The sequence below is a fragment of the Streptomyces sp. NPDC006544 genome, from assembly GCF_040611715.1.
Taxonomy (GTDB): Bacteria; Actinomycetota; Actinomycetes; order Streptomycetales; family Streptomycetaceae; genus Streptomyces.
Genome location: NZ_JBEXOV010000119.1, coordinates 1 through 19,544, shown reverse-complemented (window position 1 = coordinate 19,544; position 19,544 = coordinate 1). Strand labels below are relative to the sequence as shown.

Annotated in this window: 18 protein-coding genes; 10 read left to right on the top strand and 8 right to left on the bottom strand. The window is 73.5% G+C overall.

All coding sequences use genetic code 11. The annotated features are described in order from the left end of the window. Window positions 1-41: 41 nt before the first annotated feature. A complete protein-coding gene (locus tag ABZY44_RS33415; protein WP_356660509.1) occupies window positions 42-464 on the bottom strand; it encodes a hypothetical protein in 423 nt (140 codons plus the stop codon). Window positions 465-759: 295 nt separating this feature from the next. Here ABZY44_RS33415 and ABZY44_RS33410 point away from each other — a divergent pair, with 295 nt between their 5' ends. Then, entirely contained in the window at window positions 760-936 is a 177-nt protein-coding gene (locus ABZY44_RS33410) for a hypothetical protein (protein WP_356660507.1), read from the top strand. Window positions 937-1,076: 140 nt separating this feature from the next. Beyond that, on the top strand, window positions 1,077-2,060 hold the full coding sequence (locus ABZY44_RS33405) for an NAD-dependent epimerase/dehydratase family protein (protein ID WP_356660505.1): 984 nt from the start codon (window positions 1,077-1,079) through the stop codon (window positions 2,058-2,060). Here ABZY44_RS33405 and ABZY44_RS33400 read toward each other — a convergent pair. From ABZY44_RS33400 to ABZY44_RS33390, 3 genes are read right to left on the bottom strand one after another with little or no spacing between them, the layout of a single operon-like run. Next, window positions 2,046-3,533 (bottom strand): lipase maturation factor family protein, encoded by a 1,488-nt coding sequence (locus ABZY44_RS33400; RefSeq protein ID WP_356660503.1) that lies wholly within the window; start codon window positions 3,531-3,533, stop codon window positions 2,046-2,048. The genes ABZY44_RS33405 and ABZY44_RS33400 overlap by 15 nt on opposite strands. Beyond that, window positions 3,491-4,096, bottom strand: a complete 606-nt coding sequence (locus ABZY44_RS33395; RefSeq protein ID WP_356660501.1) for a DUF1990 domain-containing protein — start codon at window positions 4,094-4,096, stop codon at window positions 3,491-3,493. The genes ABZY44_RS33400 and ABZY44_RS33395 overlap by 43 nt, the downstream gene beginning before the upstream one ends. Then, window positions 4,093-4,953 (bottom strand): YndJ family protein, encoded by an 861-nt coding sequence (locus tag ABZY44_RS33390; protein WP_356660499.1) that lies wholly within the window; start codon window positions 4,951-4,953, stop codon window positions 4,093-4,095. Before ABZY44_RS33390 ends, ABZY44_RS33395 begins: the two co-directional genes overlap by 4 nt. A 174-nt stretch (window positions 4,954-5,127) precedes the next feature. Between ABZY44_RS33390 and ABZY44_RS33385 the strand changes: the two genes are divergently transcribed. From ABZY44_RS33385 to ABZY44_RS33370, 4 genes are all read left to right on the top strand, one after another. Next, window positions 5,128-6,471, top strand: a complete 1,344-nt coding sequence (locus tag ABZY44_RS33385) for a DUF6777 domain-containing protein (protein ID WP_356660497.1) — start codon at window positions 5,128-5,130, stop codon at window positions 6,469-6,471. Window positions 6,472-6,478: 7 nt separating this feature from the next. Continuing rightward, a complete protein-coding gene (locus ABZY44_RS33380) occupies window positions 6,479-8,542 on the top strand; it encodes a SpoIIE family protein phosphatase (protein WP_356660495.1) in 2,064 nt (687 codons plus the stop codon). Between the two features lie 161 nt (window positions 8,543-8,703). Further along, window positions 8,704-9,564, top strand: a complete 861-nt coding sequence (locus tag ABZY44_RS33375; RefSeq protein ID WP_356660493.1) for a DNA-formamidopyrimidine glycosylase family protein — start codon at window positions 8,704-8,706, stop codon at window positions 9,562-9,564. A 61-nt stretch (window positions 9,565-9,625) separates the two neighbouring features. Beyond that, entirely contained in the window at window positions 9,626-10,027 is a 402-nt protein-coding gene (locus tag ABZY44_RS33370) for a hypothetical protein (RefSeq protein WP_356660491.1), read from the top strand. Between the two features lie 4 nt (window positions 10,028-10,031). Here ABZY44_RS33370 and ABZY44_RS33365 read toward each other — a convergent pair whose 3' ends face one another. Together ABZY44_RS33365 and ABZY44_RS33360 are read right to left on the bottom strand one after the other, a co-directional pair. Continuing rightward, window positions 10,032-10,532, bottom strand: a complete 501-nt coding sequence (locus ABZY44_RS33365) for a hypothetical protein (protein ID WP_356660489.1) — start codon at window positions 10,530-10,532, stop codon at window positions 10,032-10,034. Window positions 10,533-10,715: 183 nt separating this feature from the next. Continuing rightward, a complete protein-coding gene (locus ABZY44_RS33360; protein WP_356660487.1) occupies window positions 10,716-11,255 on the bottom strand; it encodes a sigma-70 family RNA polymerase sigma factor in 540 nt (179 codons plus the stop codon). 369 nt (window positions 11,256-11,624) lie between these two features. Between ABZY44_RS33360 and ABZY44_RS33355 the strand changes: the two genes are divergently transcribed. Beyond that, window positions 11,625-12,830: a CapA family protein gene (locus ABZY44_RS33355; protein ID WP_356660485.1), complete on the top strand. Its 1,206-nt coding sequence runs from the start codon at window positions 11,625-11,627 to the stop codon at window positions 12,828-12,830. Between the two features lie 19 nt (window positions 12,831-12,849). Here the strand turns inward: ABZY44_RS33355 and ABZY44_RS33350 are convergent, their stop codons facing one another. Further along, the gene (locus ABZY44_RS33350) at window positions 12,850-13,311 is read right to left on the bottom strand and encodes a universal stress protein (protein ID WP_356660483.1); all 462 of its coding nucleotides are present in this window, start codon (window positions 13,309-13,311) and stop codon (window positions 12,850-12,852) included. A 60-nt stretch (window positions 13,312-13,371) separates the two neighbouring features. On the opposite strand from ABZY44_RS33350, the gene lysX reads away from it, so the two are divergent. Beyond that, window positions 13,372-16,674: a bifunctional lysylphosphatidylglycerol synthetase/lysine--tRNA ligase LysX gene (lysX, locus tag ABZY44_RS33345; RefSeq protein WP_356660481.1), complete on the top strand. Its 3,303-nt coding sequence runs from the start codon at window positions 13,372-13,374 to the stop codon at window positions 16,672-16,674. Window positions 16,675-16,765: 91 nt separating this feature from the next. Continuing rightward, complete coding sequence (locus ABZY44_RS33340) at window positions 16,766-17,713, top strand: polysaccharide deacetylase family protein (RefSeq protein WP_356660479.1); 948 nt, start codon at window positions 16,766-16,768, stop codon at window positions 17,711-17,713. A gap of 55 nt (window positions 17,714-17,768) precedes the next feature. On the opposite strand, the gene ABZY44_RS33335 is transcribed toward ABZY44_RS33340, so the two are convergent. Continuing rightward, a complete protein-coding gene (locus ABZY44_RS33335; RefSeq protein ID WP_356660477.1) occupies window positions 17,769-18,455 on the bottom strand; it encodes a class F sortase in 687 nt (228 codons plus the stop codon). Window positions 18,456-18,817: 362 nt separating this feature from the next. Between ABZY44_RS33335 and ABZY44_RS33330 the strand changes: the two genes are divergently transcribed. Beyond that, window positions 18,818-19,312 carry a hypothetical protein gene (locus ABZY44_RS33330; protein WP_356660475.1) on the top strand — a complete coding sequence of 165 codons (495 nt, stop codon included), beginning with the start codon at window positions 18,818-18,820 and terminating at the stop codon, window positions 19,310-19,312. Window positions 19,313-19,544: the final 232 nt, after the last annotated feature.

The following is a 19,544-nucleotide window of genomic DNA, read 5'->3' as shown; positions in this document are numbered from 1 at the left end:
GCCCCCTCTGACCGTGTCGGAGGGGGCGGGGGCGCGCCGCGTTACCCCGTTCGGTCGTACGCTCCCGCCGCGACCAGTTCCAGCACCGGACGCCAGTCCTCCAGCACGCCCGCGTCCCCACCGCCGGAGCCCCGGCCGGCGTCGACCGCCAGTCTCAGGGCCTCAACGTCGGCTTCCACGCGGGCCCCGGGGCCCGGCCCCCGGGTCTCCCCGGGAGCCGGTGCGGCCATCCGCACCAGCCGGGCCACCCGCTCGCCGAGCAGCGGACGCAGGGCGCGCGCCGTAGGCTCGGGCCGACCCAGACCGTGCACCAGCCCGGCGACTTGGAGCTCCTTGTCGTACGGGAAGGAGCGCCGCAGCGAGGCGGCCGCCCGCAGTCCATGGCCGGCCCCGGAACGGGAGAAGAGCACATCCATCAGTTCCTCGACGCTTCCGACGACCGTCGGCACCTCGGACCCCGCCACTGACGTTCCCCCGTCGCCCGATCGTGCGCATCCACCGCATGGCGCCCTCGAGCAGAGCAGCCGCTCACGACGGGCCGCCGTACGAGTGACTGAACTCGGGGCGAAAACGAGCGGTCCAGTGTGGATTTTACCTTTCCATCGAGCGGGGGTCCGCTCATATGTGTACTCTGAGCGGCATGAGAGCCCTACCCGGGTACTCGCTCCACCAAGGCGCCACCGCGTCCGGAAACCCTTTATTCCTGTCCCGCCCAGCGGTCCGACCGCTGCCGGGTTACGCGACACAAAGGAGTGCGCGGTGACACCAGAACTGACGAAGACCGAGCAGGCGCCGAAGGAACGAACGGGCTCGCGAACCATCAAGCGACCCGAGACCCTCGGCAACCTGGAGGTCTGGGCCCGGTCCGCCCCCATCCGTCTCGCCGGCTACGAGGACGACCTCGCGGAGCCGCACATCCTGCCCGGCATCGACTAGCCGTCGCCCGTAGCGTTTCGAGCCCCCGCGCCGACCGGTGCGGGGGCTCGCACGGTTCCCGGAACGGGTACGCCGTCAGCGTCATCGCTGTGGGCGATCAAGGGTTACGCCCGCCGCCGCCCGCGGGCACGCTGACCTGCATGAAGCTGCTGATGCTGGGTGGTACCGAATTCGTCGGGCGCGCGATCACCGAAGACGCCCTGGACCGCGGGTGGGAGGTCACCGTCTTCCACCGCGGGCACCACGCGCCCGCGCCCGGGACGACGGCCCTGCACGGGGACCGCACGGCCCCGGGCGGCCTGGACGCCCTGACGGCAGGGGAGTGGGACCTCGTCGTCGACACCTGGGGCGGCGCCCCCACGGCCGTACGGGACAGTGCCCGGCTGCTCGCCGGCCGCGTCGGCCGGTACGCGTACATATCGAGCCGCTCCGTGTACTCCTACCCCGCCCCGGCCGGACTGGCGGAGGACGGCCCGCTGGTCGAGGGCTCGCCCGACGCCGAGGCCACCGCCTACGCCGAGGACAAGCGCGGCGGGGAGCTCGCCGCCCTGGACGCCTTCGGGGACCGCGCCCTGCTGGTCCGCGCCGGGCTCATCATCGGCCCCTACGAGAACGTCGGCCGGCTGCCCTGGTGGCTGAACCGTGCCGCCCGGGGCGGCCCCACGCTCGCTCCCGGCGCCCCCGGCCTCCCCCTCCAGTACATCGACGTGCGCGACCTCGCGCGCTGGACGCTGGACGCCGCCGAAGCCGGACACGGCGGCGCCTTCAACGTCGTCTCGCCCGTCGGCCACGCCACCATGGGCGCGCTCCTCGACGCCTGCGCGGCCGAGACGGGCGGCGGGGCCGAGTTCCGCTGGATCGACCGGAGCCGACTCGGGGAAGCGGGCGTGGAGCCCTGGACCGAGCTGCCGATCTGGCTCCCCGAGGGAGAACTGCACGACTACATGTACGGCGGCGACGTCACCAAGGCGCTCGCGGCGGGCCTGAAGTGCCGGCCGGTCGAGGAGACCGTCGCCGACACCTGGACCTGGCTCCAGGAGCTCGGCGGGACTGCCCCGCAGCGCTCCGACCGGCCGGCTCCGGGCATACAGCCGGAGAAGGAGGCGGCGCTACTCGCGCTCTGAGGGCGGGCCGCCCCGCCCGGGCGCCCGGACGCCGTCCGGGCCGGGCGGCGCGGCGAGCCGGGTCGGCGGCATGTACTCGCGCACCAGCGTGCGGTGCCACCACGCCCCGGTCTCGCGGCGCTCCCGCCGGGTCGTGAACCGGTAGCGGTACAGCCGCGCACGGACGAAGCGCGGCGGGGCGTCCGGGAAGGGATTGCGGCGGATCAGCCGCAGCGTGTCCCGGTCGCCCGCCAGCAGCCGCTCGACGAACGGCCCGAACCAGTCCCGCGCGTACGCCGGGGAGAGCGCCGCGAACCACATCAGCCAGTCGAGGCGCAGGTGGTACGGGGCGAACTGGCGCGGGATCCGGTGCACCCCACCCGGCTTCCCCTTGAACTCGTACTCCCGCCACGCGCCGTCCGGCCGGGGCTCCCGGTCGGCGGTGCCCTCCACCACCACCTCCTCGCGGATCCGGCCCACCGTGCCGAACGCCCCGTAGGTGTTGACCAGGTGGAGCGGGTCGAAGGACCGGTTCATCACCTGGCGGCGGGAGATCATGTTGGCCACGGGGTGCCGGCTCAGGACCAGCACCAGGGCGGTCACCGCGCACACGAGGACCACGTACCAGAGCGGCCCCGTCCGGGAGGCCGCCTCCGGCGGCGCGCCGGCGCCGGCCGCGAACGTGCCGAAATCGACGGCCGGCAGGGCGAGCGTGATCGTCAGCCAGTTCAGCCAGGCGAAGTTCCCCGACAGCACCAGCCACAGCTGCGTCGCCACGATGACGGCGGCAGCGTACGAGGCCACCGGCTGGGGGGCGAACAGCAGGACGGGGACGACCAGTTGGGTCACGTGGTTGGCGGCGCACTCCGCCCGGTGCAGCGGTTTGGGGAGGTGATGGAAGTACCAGCTGAGCGGGCCGGGCATCGGCTGCGTCTCGTGGTGGAAGTACAGGCAGGTGAGTTCGCGCCAGCAGGCGTCGCCCCGCATCTTGATCAGCCCCGCGCCGAACTCCACCCGGAAGACCACCCAGCGCAGCAGCCACAGCACCAGCACCGGCGGCCCGGCCCGCGCGTTGCCGAGGAAGACGGCCAGGAACCCGGCCTCGAGCAGGAGCGACTCCCAGCCGAAGGAGTACCAGGTCTGCCCCACGTTGACGACGGACAGGTACAGCACCCACAGCAGCGCCCACACCGCCATCGCCGCGCCCAGCGGCACGCGGTCCCCGGCCCCGGCCGCGAGGGCCGCCGCCAGCAGGGCCCCGGTCCAGGCGCAGACGGCGAAGAAGCGGTCGCCGTAGTGGAGCTGGAACAGGCTCGGGGCGCGCCGGAAGGGCACGTACCGCACGTACCGCGGCACGGGCAGCATGCCGTGGGCCCCGATCAGTGCCCGGAACTGCAGGGCGGCCCCGGTGAAGGCGACCAGGTAGAGGCCGGCCAGGGCCCGCTGGAAGATCAGCCGACCCAGCCAGTATCCGGGCGCCGTGAACCAGTCCATCGCCTCCAGTATCGGGCCGGTCGGGGCTCCACGGCGAGCTTGTGGACGTGGCGTCCGAGCAGGCGGGCGTAGCGCAGCTGGAGGAAGGGGATCACCGGGCCCGCGAGCCGGGTGTACCAGCTCCCCGGGCGGCTGAACGCGGTGACCTCGAACCAGACCGCCCCGTCCTCGTCCATGTCGACGACGAAGGATTCCTCGCCGCTCTCGGGGTGGCCGGTCAGGGTCCCGTACGCGAACCCGATCCGCCGGGGCTCGTTCGCCGTCCAGATCACCTCGCAGGGGGCGTCGATCCGCAGCGGGCCGAAGCCGATCCCCACCACGACCCGCTCTCCGGGGCGCACGGCCCGGCCGGGGCCCGCCGCGGCCTCGACGAGCATGCCGGAGCTGCGGTGCGCGCGGAAGGTGACGACGGCGTCGCCGGCGGCGGCAAGGACGGCCCGGCCGTGTCCGATCCGGGTGCGGTGGAGGGTGAGGTTGTATCCGGCCGGCAGCGGCCGCCGGGCCGTGGCGCCCCGGTCGGGGTAGTTGAAGGTGCTGCGGCCCTGGCCGGTGAGTCGGGTCATGTCGCGGTCTCCGTTCGGGTAACTCGGCCGGCGGTGAGCCGGCGCCAGGCGAGCAGTGAGCACAGGGCGAATCCGAGGGCGTTGCCGAGACCGTGGGTCGCGGCCATCCAGGTCAGGGTGGGGTGTGCGATCCCGGAGGCCTCGCCGAGCGCCCACCACAGGGCGAGCAGCATGGTGGCCACCAGCACCCCGGCCGAGACCGTGAGCAGTGCACCCGTCAGCCGGTCGTGGGCGCAGGCCCCCGGGCGGATGTCCCGCCAGGTCAGCCGGGCCACCGCCCACATCCCGCCGGTCAGCGTCACCGCGCCCACCAGCTCGGCCCAGTCGTCGACGAAGTAGCCGAGGAGGACGAGCAGGGTGCCCGCCGGAACGCTGTACGCGGCCCAGCGCGCGAGCCGGCCGGGGGCGGAGGCCCGGCACACCAGGCCGGCGACCAGGGCGGCCGTGAACCCGGCGAAGTGGAAGTGCGGCACGGTCAGCGCCAGGATGTCGAGGTCGAACCCGAAGAGCCGGTGTCCGGCGCGTTCGGCGACCAGCGCGGTGCCGGCGACCGAGGGCGAGACCAGTGCGGTGAACACGGCGGCCTCGGCGGGGGCGGGCCCCCGGCCGAACGGGCCCGTCCGCGGCAGCCGGGCCGGGGCCCTGGCCGCGAGCGCCAGGGTGGCCGCCGCGTACAGCGCGGCGAGGATCGCGGCGGGGACGCCGCGCGGCAGCCAGAGGCACACCGCGCCGGGGGCCGCGAGCAGCGGCCAGATCCGGGCCGTCCCGCGCAGCCGGACCGGGTCGATCAGGCGCAGACCGGCCGGGACCACGTAGAGCATGCCCAGGGTGACGATCAGATTCACCAGCACCGTCACCCTGGACTCCCCTCCCCGCGCGAACGCTTTGAACGCGTTCAACTCATGGTGGTGAGCTTAGGGGTTTCCTTGAACATGTTCAAGGCCGGGCCGGGGCGGTGATCCTCCGGTTGCGGTGACCGCGTGGATACGGCAGACAAGAGGGAGCAACCGGGGCGAACAGGGAGATCCAACGTGCACGCACCGACACCGCGTCAGGCGCCGCGCCGTCATGTACCGGCCCGCGCGGCCCTCTTCACGGTCCTCGGACTCCTCGCCGCCGCCTGCGGCGCCTCCGGAGACGAAGGACAGACCAAGGGCGCCACCGCCGAAAGCCAGGAGGTCCACCTCCAGCCCGTCGCCTCGGCCGGCCCCGACCCCTTCACCTCCTCCTCCGCCACCGGCGAGTCGGCCCCCGTGCAGCCCCCGCTGCCGAACCCGACCGGACAGGGCATCCGCACCGTCAACGCCTCGACCCCCGGCCTGTACGGCGGAACCCAACGCCTCGGCAGCTGCGACGTGGAAGCCCAGGTCCAGTCCCTCGGCACGGACGACGCCAAGGCCCGGGCCTTCGCGGAGGCCTCGCAGGTGGACCAGGAGAAGATCCCCGAGTTCCTGCGCGGACTCACCCCGGTGGTCCTGCGCGCCGACACCCGCGTCACCAACCACGGGTTCGTCGGAGGCAACGCGAACGCCTTCCAGTCCGTCCTCCAGGCCGGCACGGCCGTCCTCGTCGACGACCACGGCATGCCCCGGGTCCGCTGCGCCTGCGGAAACCCGCTGGCCTCGCCCCGCACGGCCCAGGGCGCCCCGGTGCTCAAGGGCGACGCCTGGAATGGCTACCAGCCCAGCCAGGTCGTCGTCATCGAGCCGACCGCGCAGGTGATCAACAACCTGGTGATCGTCAACATCACCGACAACACCTGGATCGAGCGCAAGACCGGCGACGACGGCGCCCAGGACCGGGCCCCCCGGACTCCGCCGCCGTACGACCCGGCCGAGGGCATCCCGGCCGTGCCCGCGACCCCGCCCGGCGCCTCGCCGGGCGGTCCGTGCCCGACCCCGGACAGCAACAGCCTCGCCCGCACCGCGCCGCCGGCCACCGGTAACCCGGGCCAGGTCCCTGCCCCCGGTGCGAGCGACTGCCCGCCGGGCTCCCCGCAGTCCGTGCCGGACACCCCGGCGGCCCCCACGCGGCCGCCGACCGCCCCGCCGCCCGCGTCCGACCTGCCCCCGACCGCCCCGCCGCCCGCGTCCGGCCTGTCCCCGACCGCCCCGCCGCCCGCGTCCGGCTTGTCCCCGTCCGCCCCCGACGACTTCCCCACCAACGACTTCCCCACGGACGTCCCGTCCGACCTGCCCGGCCAGACGCCGGGCGACCCGGGGATCCTGGTGGGCCCCGACGGAACGTCCCCGCAGCCGAGCGGCCCCGACGGGTCCCTCGACCCGACCCACGACCCGTTCGCCGAGCCCTACGGGGTTCCCGACCAGCAGCGGGGCACGCCCCCGTACGACGCCCCGAACCTGGAGAGCGCCTGACCCGCCGGTGTGTCATGGTGGACCGGTGCCGACCGCCGTATCGCTGCCGGACGACTGGCCCGCACACCCGGACCGGTCGCTCGCACTGAACCGCATGGGCAGTTTCGACTGGGACCTGCTCACCGGTCTCATGCACATGGACTCGGCCGGGCTCGACGTCTTCGACACCACCCCCGCGGAGTACGACGGCCGGCCCGAGTCCCTCGGGCCGCGCGTCCCGCCCGCCGAGGCCGTCCGGCTCGACGCGCTCGTCTCCTCCGCCCTCAAGAGCGGCGTGGACAGCTACGGCGCCTACTTCCGCATCCGCTGCCACGACGGCCGGCTGCGCTGGACGCACACCCAGGGCCGCGTCATGCGCGGCCCCGAAGGCCGCCCGTACCGGATCATCGGGATCGTCCGCGACGCCACCGAGGAACTCAGCCATTCCGCCGAACGCCTCGGGCTGGACGCGGAGCGGCGCCGCCAGACGTCCGTGGTCGAGAGCACCACCGCCGCGCTCGCGCACGCCCGTACCGTCCAGGACGTCATCGACGCGCTCGGCGACGCCCACGGCCTGGAGCGGCTCGGCTCCATGGGCATGGTCATGGGCCTGGTCGAAGCCGGCCGGATCCACCTCGTCGCCGAGGGCCCCGTGGGCAGTTTCGTCCCCGGCACCCGCTACACCCGCATCGACGAGCAGTACCCGATGAGCGAGGTCGTCCGCTCGCTCCAGCCGCGCTTCCTGGACTCGGCCGCCGAGTTCGCCTCCGGGTACCCCGGGCTCTGGGCGCAGATCTCGTCCATGCACATCTCGGCGGCCGCCTACCTGCCGCTGATCGCCCAGGCCCGCCCGATCGGCGCGATCGGCCTGCTCTACCAGGACAAGGACGGCTTCACCCAGGAAGAGCGGAACCTGCTCGTCGCGCTCGGCAGCAGCATCGCGCAGAGCCTGCAGCGGGCGATGCTCCTGGAGCAGGAGCACGACTTGGCGGAGGGCCTGCAGCAGGCGATGCTGCCGCGCCGCATCCCCTCCGTACCGGGCGCCGAGATCGCCGTGCGGTACCGCTCGGCACGGATGGGCCAGGACATCGGCGGAGACTGGTACGACGTCATCCCCCTGCCCGGAGGCCGGGTCGGCGCGGTCATCGGCGACGTCCAGGGACACGACACCCACGCGGCGGCGGTCATGGGACAGCTGCGGATCGTACTGCGCGCCTACGCCGCCGAAGGGCACTCGCCGGCCACCGTCATGGCCCGGGCCTCCGTCTTCCTGCACGAACTGGACACCGACCGCTTCGCCACCTGCACGTACGTCGAGGCCGACCTCGCGACCGGGGTGCTGCAAATGGTCCGGGCCGGTCACATCGACCCCCTTCTGCGCACCCACGGCGGGGACTGCGAGCGGCTGGCGCTCGAGGGCGGGATGCCGCTCGGACTGTCCGCGGAGTTCGGGCGGCTGGAGTACCCGGTGACCACGGTCGAGATGGGGCCCGGGGAAACGCTTCTGCTCTGCACGGACGGACTCGTGGAACAGCCCGGCGCCGACCTCGACGACGGCATCCGCTTCCTCGCCTCCCTCGTCCGCACCGGACCGGCCGACCTGGCCAGCCTCGCCGACCGGCTGTGCGAGGTCGTCGACGACCGGGGCGGCGACGACGACATGGCGCTGCTCCTGCTGCGCCGCGAGGCCAAGGACCCCCCGCAGGGCGGGGGCCGCCTCCAGCAGCACGTGGCTCCCGGCGACCCGGAAGCCCTGGTGTCGGCCCGCCACATGATCGGCGCGGCGGTACGGGCCTGGGGCGCGCGGGACCGGGCCGACGAGATCGAACTGATCGCGGACGAGCTCATCGTGAACGCCCTCATGCACACGGACGGCCCGGCGATCGTGACCCTGCGCGTCCTCAACGGCCCCGAACGCAGGCTCCGGGTCGAGGTCGAGGACCGTTCCTCCGCCCTGCCCCGCCGGCGCGAGGCGGGGGACTCCGGGGTCTCGGGCCGCGGGCTGATGCTCGTGGACCGGCTCGCGGACGTGTGGGGCGTGGAATCGCGGGGGAGCGGCAAGTGCGTGTGGTGCGAGTTCACGCTGACGTGACCGGCCGCCCTCCCCGCCGCCCCCGGGGGTCTGCGCCCCGGGCCCGCGCCCCGGGCCCGCGCCGCCGCCCTCGCCCGGCTCGCCGGCCCCGGACCGGATCGGCTCCTCGGGACGCGTCCCCCCGGCTCGCGCTTCGCCCGAGGGGGCGGCAGGCTGGGGGCATGCCCGAACTGCCCGAGGTCGAGGCCCTGAGGGAGTTCCTCGACGAACACCTCTCCGGGCGGGTGGTCGAGCGCGTCCTCCCGCTCGCCGTCAGCGTGCTCAAGACGTACGACCCGCCGCCGAGCGCGCTCGAAGGACAGCCGGCCGGGGCCACGGCCCGGTACGGCAAGTTCCTCGCCCTGCGCATCGGCGATCTCCACCTCGTCACCCACCTCGCGCGCGCCGGATGGCTGCGCTGGACCGACGACGTTCCGGCGCGGCCGCCGCGCCCCGGGAAGGGGCCGCTCGCGCTGCGCCTCGTACTCGAGGGCGGCGGCGGTTTCGACCTCACCGAGGCGGGCACCCAGAAGCGCCTCGCCGTGTACGTGGTCCGCGACCCCCTGGAGGTCCCGGGCATCGCCCGTCTCGGCCCGGACCCGCTGGCCGACGACTTCGACCGGGCGGCCTTCGGCGCGCTGCTCGCCGGTGAACGGCGGCAGATCAAGGGCGTGTTGCGCGATCAGAGCGTCATCGCGGGCATCGGCAACGCGTACAGCGACGAGATCCTCCACCATGCCGGCGTGTCGCCCTTCAAACTCGCCGCCTCCTTCGACGAGGCCCAGGTGGACCACCTCTACGCGGCCGTACGGGAGACCCTCCGCTCGGCCGTCGAGCGGGCGCACGGAGTGGCCGCCGGGCGGCTGAAGGCCGAGAAGAAGAGCGGACTGCGGGTGCACGGACGCGCGGGGGAGCCGTGCCCGGTGTGCGGGGACACCGTCCGCTCGGTGTCCTTCGCCGACTCCTCGCTCCAGTACTGCCCCACCTGCCAGACCGGCGGCAAGCCGCTCGCGGACCGCCGGCTGTCCAGACTGCTCAAGTAGCGGGCGCCCCCCCGACAGGCCGCGAGGCCGCGGGCTCCGGGCACGGCACTAGAATCCGCCCATGGCCGAGGAGCAGCATCCGCAGCCGCCCCGGCGGGAGGTCGTCACGGGGGTCCCGCGCGGTGCCCGCCGCGCGCCCGCGCACACCCCGGCGCGCTCCGAGATCTCCGAACAGACCACCCTCGGCGCCACCTACGTACGGGCCCTCATGCGCAGCCAGCTGCGCGCCGGACTGTTCGCGCTGGCCGCGCTCGCGCTCCTCGTCGGCCTGCTGCCGCTGCTGTTCCTGCTCCCGGGTGTCGCGTCGGGACCGCTGGTCTGGGCGGCGCTCGGCGTGCTCGTGTACCCGGTGCTGTGGTTCATCGCCCGTACCTATGTGGTCCGGGCCGAGCGCAACGAGGCCGATTTCACCGTCCTCGTCACCGATCCGGCCGAGGTCCCCGGACCGCGGGGTCCCGGGTAGCCGCTCAGAACAGGTGCATGGCCAAGTGCCCCAGCGGCAGTCCCAGTTGCCACGCCGGCGTCCAGACCCGGGCGTTCTCGTCCAGGCCGGGCGGGGTGTCGGTGCGACCGTGGCGGCCCGGGTCGAGGTTGGTGGCGAACAGTTCCGTGCGGTCCAGCCAGCGCCAGGCCGCGCGGGCCAGTTCCAGGTCCGGGTCCTCGCCGCGGCCGCGCTCGCGGGCCTCCTCGCCCAGCGCGAGGAAACGGGTGTGGACCCAGTCGCGCCACGGGTGGCCGTACGCCGTCAGGGACATCCACTCGTCGAGCTGGGAGACCACCCGGATCCCGGAGAGCTCCCCGGCCGCGTCCGAGAGGTAGATCGTCAGCGCGAGCGTGTCGCGTCCGGCGCGGAACTCCAGGGTGCTGACCGGGATCAGCCGGCCCGTGCGCAGCAGTTCGTCGGCGATGTACTCCGCGTAGAGCCACGCCATCGGCACTGCCAGTCCGCCGTCACTGGTGCCGTTCATACCCTCGGGCTGCACCGTTCCACCTTCTCCCGCACGCGTCGAGCCGTCCCGTCGTCAGCTCAGAGCCTTGCTTGCGCGGCTCGCGGCGCGGGGGATGTTTACTGAACTTGAACGGTCCGCTGCCGATTTCGATGCGGTTCCTGTCCGATACGTGCACGTTCAGGTCACTTCTTGAGGCGATCCTCAGGCCCCGAGCCCGTATCCGTACCCCTGCAGGTCCTTCCGCAGCGCGCGCAGGGCGTAGTACGTGCGGGATTTGACCGTGCCGGCCGGAATGCCCAGCTCCGCCGCGGCCTCGGCCACCGACCGGTCCTGGAAGTAGACCTGCATCAGCACCTCCCGGTGCTCCGGCCCCAGGGAACCCACGGCCCGCCGCACGTCGATGGCCGTCACCGAGCCCGCCACCGCGTCCCCCGGCGCCGCCGCGTGCTCCAGCCCCTCCGGATCGACCTCCAGGGGCCGGGAGAGGCGGGCCCGCCGGGCGTCGATGGCGAGCCGCCGGGCCACCGTGAACAGCCAGGGCCGCAGGGACTCGTGACCGGACGCGAGGACTTCCGGGTGCTGCCAGAGGCGTAGCAGGGTCTCCTGGACCAGGTCTTCCGCGCGCTGCGCGTCCCCGGCGGTGAGGCTCAGCAGAAAGCCGAACAGGGCCCGTCCGTGTTCGCGCTGGAGTTCGGCCAGTGCCTCGGGTTCCGTGCGTCGGAGGGCGGGGGCGAGGGGCACGAGAGGCTCCTTCCGGGGGTGCGTGCGGAGTTCCGTCCGAGCGGTCGTTCGACGCCTGTTCGACGGCGACGGATCCACCCTGACCTGCACCGGGCCGCCCGGGAACCGTCCGGCGGGGATGGTGCGCCCAAGCGTCCGGGCGGTCCGGCGGGCGGCAGCGCGGGGCGGTGAACGGTCGAACGGCGCGCCGAGCGGCCGTGAGGGTGCGCGGCCGGTCGGCGGATCCGGTCCCCGATTCCCCGCGTCCCTGCCCCTGAAGTGACAGGTGATCAGGTAGTCATATTTATCCGTCGTATGGAGCGGTGCTGATCGGGATCGCTCCGGAGCGAGCGGGATCAGGCCGAATCGACCCGAGGAGAGCCGGGACAGATGACCGCGCGCACCCGCCACGCACTCGCCCTCCTGTCCGCCGTCGTGCTGTCGGCCCTGGCCGGCTGCACCGCCGGCGGCGGCGCCGCCCCGGGCCACCTGGCCGGCTCCGCGGCGGCCCAGGCCCCGTCCGGGGCGGCGGGGGCCACCACGGCCCCCGCCGCCCGGGGCTTCACCCTGGTCGCGAGCGGCGACGTGCTGCCCCACGAGTCGGTCATCCGCAGGGCGGCCTCCGACGCGGACGGCGACGGCTACGACTTCCGGCCCATGTTCTCCGGGGTCAAGCCGGTGGTCTCGGCCGCCGACCTGGCCATCTGCCACATGGAGACGGTCTACGGGGAGGACGGCGGCCCGTTCAGCGGCTACCCCGCCTTCCAGTCGCCGCCCGAGGTCGCCGACGGCCTCAAGGACGCCGGGTACGACGGCTGCTCCACCGCTTCGAACCACACCCTCGACGGCGGCGGCGCCGGCCTGAAGCGCACGCTGGACAAGTTCGACGCGGCCGGGCTCAAGCACGCGGGCTCGGCGCGCACGGCGGCCGAGGCGGGCGCCGTGACCATGTACACGGCAGGCTCCGCGAAGGTCGCGCACCTCGCCTACACGTACGACACCAACGGCTACCCGATGCCCGACGGGCAGCCCTGGGCCGTCAACCTGATGGAGGAGGGGAAGATCGTCGCGGACGCGCGGGCCGCCAGGAAGGCGGGCGCGGACGTGGTCCTCGTCAGCCTCCACTGGGGTACCGAATGGGAGACGGACCCGGACGAGAAGCAGCTCGCGCTCGGCAAGGCGCTGACCGCCTCGCAGACCGGCGGCCGCCCGGACGTGGACATGATCCTCGGCACGCACGCCCACATCCCGCAGGCGTACGAGAAGGTCAACGGGACCTGGGTCGTCTACGGCATGGGCGACCAGGTCGCCGGCGAGATGTTCAACCACAGCGGCGCCCGGGACATGCGCGGCAACTACGGCTCCATCGGCCGGTTCACCTTCGCCCCGCCGGCCGCCGCCGGGCAGCGCTGGCAGGTCACCAAGGCCGAGTTCGTCCCGCAGATGATGGATCTGGCAACGGGCCGGGTCGTCAACCTGCCCGCCGCCCTCGCGCAGCACCCGGATCGCGAGGACTACGAGAACGCCCAGGACGCCATCACCGAGGCCGTCCTCGGCCGCGGCGCGGCGAAGGACGGCCTGACGGCGGCCAAGTAGGGCCCCCGGCTGCCCGGGTCTACGGAACCACCGTCACCGGCCAGCGCCCCGCCTTCACCAGGCGCACCGCCACCGAACCCACGATCCGGTGGCCCGCCTGCTCCGAGGCACCCACCACCACGGCGTCCGCCGTCAGTTCCGTCGCCGCGCTCACCAGGCCGGAGTAGGGGTCCCCGCGGAAGGTGTGGAACTGCCAGCGGACGTCGTAGACCCCCTTCAGGCGTTCCGCGGACTCCCGGATCTCGGCCACCAGGCCCTGCGCGACCTCCTCGGTGGCATCGCCCACCGGAGCTCCCATCGCCGCCCCGGCGGGCATCACCGGCTGTACGTACACCAGCGCCAGCAGTGCGTTCTGCCGCCGGGCCAGCCCCGCCGCGTACGCCGCCGCGCGCAGCGAGGACTCCGATCCGTCGACCCCGGCGAGAATGACCTTCGGGCCGTCCGTACCGCGCTCGAATCCCGTGTTCACGTGCTCCGTCACCCTCCCGAGGCCAACCGGCTCGACGCGCGAACGCGCCCCGCCCTCCCTACAGTGCGAACCATGAGTGCCACCGTGGAGGAGACGCGCGGGACCCGCAACCGCTTCCTGAACCGGGTGCCCGACGCCTTCGGCGCGTTCTTCGGAACGCTCGGGCTGATCTGCGCCCTGCTGTCGCTCTCCCCGACCCTGCGCCGGCTCCTGCGGCACGTCGTACGCTTCCTCGACGCCGTCGTCGTGCCGGTCAGTGCCAACCTCGCCTACGCCGTCTTCCTCTTCCTGCTCGCCGCGGCACTCGGCATGCGCAAGAAGGTCGCCTGGTGGATCGTCGTCACCTATCTGGCCCTGCTGCTGCTGGTCGACGTGCTGATCATCGCCGACGAGGACTACTGGGTCGGCTTCTCCTCCATGGCCCTCTCGGTCGCCGCCCTCGTGATCCTGATCGCCGCCCGCAAGGAGTTCAACGCCGCGTCCCGTCCCGGCGCCCTCTGGCGGGCCATGCTCGTGCTCGGCCTCGGGCTGCTCGCCGCCGTCCTCCTCGGCTGGGGGCTGGTCGCGCTGTTCCCCGGGACCCTGCCCAAGGGCCAGTGGCTGGACTGGGCCGCCAAGCAGGTCTTCGGCGGCCTCTTCTCCGCCCGTCAGTTCGACGGCCGCCCGCCCCGGCCCCTGTACTTCCTGCTCGGCCTCTTCGGCGCCCTCGCCCTGCTGAACGCCGCCGCCACCCTGTTCCGGTCCCAGCGGCTGACCGCCGCCCTGCACGGGGACGAGGAACCCCGCATCAGGGCCCTGCTCGGCGCGTACGGGCGGGCCGACTCCCTCGGCTACTTCGCCACCCGCCGCGACAAGGCCGTCGTCTTCGCCCCCAACGGCAAGGCCGCCGTCACCTACCGCGTCGAGGCCGGCGTCTGCCTCGGCAGCGGCGACCCCGTCGGCGACCCGGCCGCCTGGACCCCCGCCATCGACGCCTGGCTCGCCGTCGCCCGCCGCTACGGCTGGCAGCCCGCCGTCATGGGCGCCTCCGAGGCCGGCGCGACCGCGTACGCCCGCTCCGGTCTCGGCGCCCTCCAGCTCGGCGACGAGGCGATCCTGCACGTCGCCCACTTCGACCTCGACGGCCGCGACATGCGCGTCACCCGCCAGGCCGTCAACCGCGTCCGGCGCACCGGCGCCACCACGCTCATCCGCCGCCACTCCGCCCTGTCCGAGGACGAGATGCAAAGGATCGTGGACCGCGCCGACACCTGGCGCGACACCGAGACCGAGCGCGGCTTCTCCATGGCCCTGGACCGGCTCGGCGACGCGGCCGACGGCGACTGCCTGCTCGTGGAGGCCTTCGACGACAAGGGCGACCTCATCGCCCTGCTGTCCTTCGTCCCCTGGGGCAAGGACGGCATCTCCCTCGACCTGATGCGCCGCGACCGCTCCGCCCCCAACGGCGTCATGGAGTTCATGGTCGCCGAACTGTGCGCCGGCGCCCCCGGCCTCGGCGTGCGCCGGATCTCCCTCAACTTCGCCGTCTTCCGCTCCGCCTTCGAGGAGGGCGGCCGGATCGGCGCCGGCCCGGTGCTCAAGACGTGGCGCCGGCTGCTGCTCTTCTTCTCCCGGTGGTGGCAGCTGGAGGCGCTGTACCGCTCGAACGTCAAGTACGGCCCCGAGTGGTACCCGCGCTTCCTCTGCTACCAGGACGCCGGCTCGCTCGCCCGGGTCAGCCTCGCCTCCGGCATCGCCGAGGGCTTCGTGTCCGTGCCCCGCATGCGCACCCTGTGGGGCAACGGCCACCCGCGCGGGCTCACCGCCCCCGCCACCACGGCGGGCCTGCCGCCCATCGACTCCCTCGGGCTGGAACGCGTGGAGGAGGAGGGCGCGGCCGCGCCGGCCGAGCGGCTGCCCGAACAGGTACGGGTGCGGCACGACAAGCTGGAACGGATCCGCGCGTCCGGCACCGACCCCTACCCCGTCGGCATCCGGCAGCGCAGCCACACGGTCGCCGCGCTCAAGGCCGCCCACCCCGGCTGCCCGCCCGGCGCCCGTACCGGCTCGACGGTCACCCTCGCCGGGCGCGTGATGGTCGTGCGCGACCTCGGCGGCGTGGTCTTCGCCGTCCTGCGGGACTGGTCCGGCGACGTCCAGCTGATGTTCACCCGCGACGAGGCGGGCGCCGACGTGCTCGGCACCTTCACCTCGCAGGTCGACTTCGGCGACCACGTCGTCGCGAGCGGCGAGGTAGGGGCCAGCAGGAGCGGCACGCTGTCCCTCGTCGTCGACTCCTGGCAGCTCACCGGCAAGTGCCTGCGCCCGCTGCCCGACAAGCGCAAGGGCCTCGCCGACCCCGAGGCCCGGGTCCGGCGGCGCTACCTCGACCTGGTCGCGAGCCCCGAGGCGCGCGACGTCGTACGGGCCCGCTCCAGCGCGGTCCAGGGCCTGCGGCAGGGGCTGCTGGACCGGGGCTACCTGGAGGTCGAGACCCCGATGCTCCAGCAGATCCACGGCGGGGCCAACGCCCGGCCCTTCCGCACCCACATCAACGCCTACGACCTCGACCTGTACCTGCGCATCGCGCCCGAGCTGTACCTGAAGCGGCTGTGCGTCGGCGGCATGGAGAAGGTCTTCGAGATGGGCCGCACCTTCCGCAACGAGGGCGTCTCCTACAAGCACAATCCCGAGTTCACGATGCTGGAGGCCTACCAGGCGTTCGCCGACTACGACGTGATGCTCGACCTGACGCGCGAGCTGATCCAGAGCGCGGCCACGGCCGCCTTCGGCGCGCCCGTCGCGCACAAGGCGGGCCCGGACGGGAAGCTCGTCGTCCACGACATCTCCGGTATCTGGCCTGTCAAGACGATGTACGGGGCGATCGGCGAGGCGCTCGGCGAGGAGGTCGACGCCGACACGGAGGAACACGTGCTGCGGCGGTTGTGCGACCGGGCCGCCGTCCCGCACAACCCCGACGACACGCGGGGCGACGTGGTCCTGGAGATGTACGAACGGCTGGTCGAGGAGAAGACCCAGCTGCCCACCTTCTACAAGGACTTCCCGACCGACGTCTCGCCGCTCACCCGTCAGCACCGCAAGGACCCCAGGCTCGCGGAGCGCTGGGACCTCGTGGCCTTCGGGACCGAACTGGGGACCGCCTACTCGGAACTGACCGACCCCGTCGAGCAGCGGCGCCGGCTCACCGCGCAGTCACTGCTCGCGGCCGGCGGCGACCCGGAGGCGATGGAGATCGACAACGACTTCCTCGACGCGCTGGAGTACGCGATGCCGCCGACCGGCGGGCTGGGCATCGGCGTGGACCGCCTGGTCATGTTCCTCACGGGCCTGACGATCCGCGAGACGCTGCCGTTCCCGCTGGTGCGGCGCGGCTGAGCCCGCCGGGCTGTGCGCTGACCGGGTGAGCGGACGGGGGCGCGTCCGCGCCTCTAGACATCTGCGACGACGTCGTTGATACGTAGTAGTAATGAAAAATGACGATCCGACAGTAGGGCGACGCGTGCTCCTGCGTTCCGCCGTCTTCCTCGGAGTCGCTGCCGCCGCCGGACTGCTGACCGCAGGCGAGCACGACCTGCCGGGCGCCGGGCGGGCCACGGGCTCCGGCACCCCTGGCCTCGGCACTTCCGGGCCCGGCGGCGCTCCCGGGCCCGGGCCGGGCCCGGGCGGAGCCGCCGGGCCGGGACCCCTCGCCGGAGCCCCCGGCGCCGCCCGGCCGCAGGCCCCGCGCGGGGCCTCGTACCGGCTCCAGCCGATGACCTCCGAGGGCAGCCCGCAGCGCGGACCCGTGGCGAAGCCCGCCGTACGGGCCCGGCCGATCCTGGAACTGCCGGCCGACGCGAGGGCGGGGAGCGCCATGACGCTCACCTTCGACGACGGCCCTGACCCCCGCTACACCCCGGGGATCCTCGACATCCTCGCGCGCCACGGCGTACGGGCCATGTTCTTCGTCTGCGGGGAGATGGCCACCGACAACCGCGACCTGCTGCGCCGGATGGTCGCCGAAGGCCACGTCATCGGCAACCACACCTGGACCCACCCGCTCATCCCCTCGCTCAGCCGGCCCGCCCTGGCCTCCGAGATCGGCCGCACGAGCGAGGTCGTGCAACAGGCGGTCGGTGAGGCGCCGGTGTGGTTCCGGGCGCCCTACGGGGCGTGGAACCGGGCCGCCTTCGAGATCGGCGCGGAGCTGGGCATGGAGCCGCTCGCGTGGACCGTCGACAGCCTGGACTGGAAGGAGCCCGGCACCACCGCGATCGTGTCGCGGGTCCTCCAGGGTGCCGCGCCCGGCGTGATCGTGCTGAACCACGACGCGGGCGGCAACCGCTCGCAGAGCGTGCAGGCGCTGGCGACCTACCTGCCGCAACTGCTGGGCCGCGGCTTGCGGATGACGCTGCCGACGGTGCCGCCGCGCTGAGGACCGGTGGTCCTCCGCGCGGCGGCCGCCGTCGTGCGTGCCCGTGACCGGCCGGTCAGCGGGCCTCCACCATCCGCGCGAAGACGACGACGTTCCCGTCGTAGCCTCCCGCCTTCGAGTAGCCGCCACCGCACGTGATCACCCGGAGTTCCGGCTGTCCGGTGTCTCCGTACACCCGGGCTCCGGGGAAGGCGTTCTTGGCGAACACCTCCACGCCGTACACCTCGAACACCGCCGTGCGCCCGTCGTAGCGCGCCACCTCGATGCGACTGCCCTTCTGGATCGCGCCCAGACCGAAGAAGACCGCCGGGCCCTGCGCGTTGTCCACGTGGCCCACGATCACCGCCGATCCCCGCTGACCCGGCGAAATGCCGTTGAGGTACCAGCCCGCCAGGTTCCTCTCCTGCGGGGGCGGGGCGTCGATCCAGCCCGTCGCGTCCAGCCCGACCGTCATCACCGGCGCGTCCACGCTGATCGACGGGATCCGGACGCGCTGGACCGACGAGTGTTCCAGCGCCTCCACGCCCGGCGACGCGGGCGAGTCCGCGGGCGCCTGACCGGCCTGCGGGCCGACCGTCGCCCCGGCCGAAGCTCCCACCGCCGCGGCTGCGGCGGGTTGTGGAGGTCCGGCGTCGACATCGGCTCCGTTGCGCATCATGGCGAGGCCGGTGAGCATGACCAGCGCGATGGCGCCCCAGGGGGAACGTCTTCTCGGCGGCCTCTCACTCTCGTCCTCGGTCATGGCTCTCCCTTCCCGACGCGGGGGTCCCGACCCGCGTTCATGTCCCACCCCTGTACGCCCTACTTCACGCACGCTAAGGCGGTGCGCGCGGGACGGCGATCGGGGAAGGGCGAACGGGTGGTGGGGCCGGAAGGGGTGCGCCCATCCAGGTAATCGTCACATAAATGTCTGACGGGTCGTGACCTGCGGATCCGTCAGTGATCGTCTCCGCGCCTCGGCGTGTCGCTCAACCTTGCGGCCCAAAGGCGCAAATGCGCCGAAATGCGCGGTCCGCGGAACGCCCGGAGGGTTCGTGATGGGAAGCGTTCTCGTCGATCTGCCCGGGCCACCGCTCCGGGGCGTTTCCCGCTGGAGGTTCCACCATGCGTGCTTCTCGCGCTCTCGTCGTGACCGCGGCGGCGTTCGCCGCCGTCGCCCTCGCCGCACCGATCGCCGTCGCAAATCCCCCGGGCGGCGGGGGGCCCAGCAACGTCACCGTCAACCCGTACTCCGTGCACCAGGGTGCCTCGATGCAGGTCAGCGCGGCCGGCTGCGGCCACGGCGGCATCGTCTTCTCGCACGGCAACTTTCCGCAGACGAACCTGTCGGCCGGCTCCATCGGTTTCGCGACCGTCCGGATCTTCAACCACGCCTCGCCCGGCCACCACACGCTGTCGGTCAAGTGCCACGACAACAGCCTGGTCGCCACGCACCGCTTCACGATCCTGGAGGGCAACGGCGCCCAGGGCGGCCTGGGCGGGTCCTTCGGCCCGTCCGCCACCGAGACCGCCATCGGCGCGAGCCTCGTCGGCGCGGCGGCCCTGGGCGCCGGCGCGCACGTGATCCGCCGCCGGCGTCCACTGCGCGGCCGGGTCTGACGGGCCGGGGCCGACAGGCGGCATCTGGCGGGCGGCATCCGGCCGGCCGCATCTGACGGGCCGCACCTGACAGGCCGCCTTCCCGGTCGGGGAAGCGTCCTGCGGATCAGCCGGGCTCGATCCGCGCGTCGCTCCCTCCCGCTCCCTCCTCCCGCGGCCTCTTCCCGCCGTCTCCGCCCGCCCACGACGAACCGCCGGGGGCGGGCGGCGCAGCGCGGGGGGCCGGGGCGTC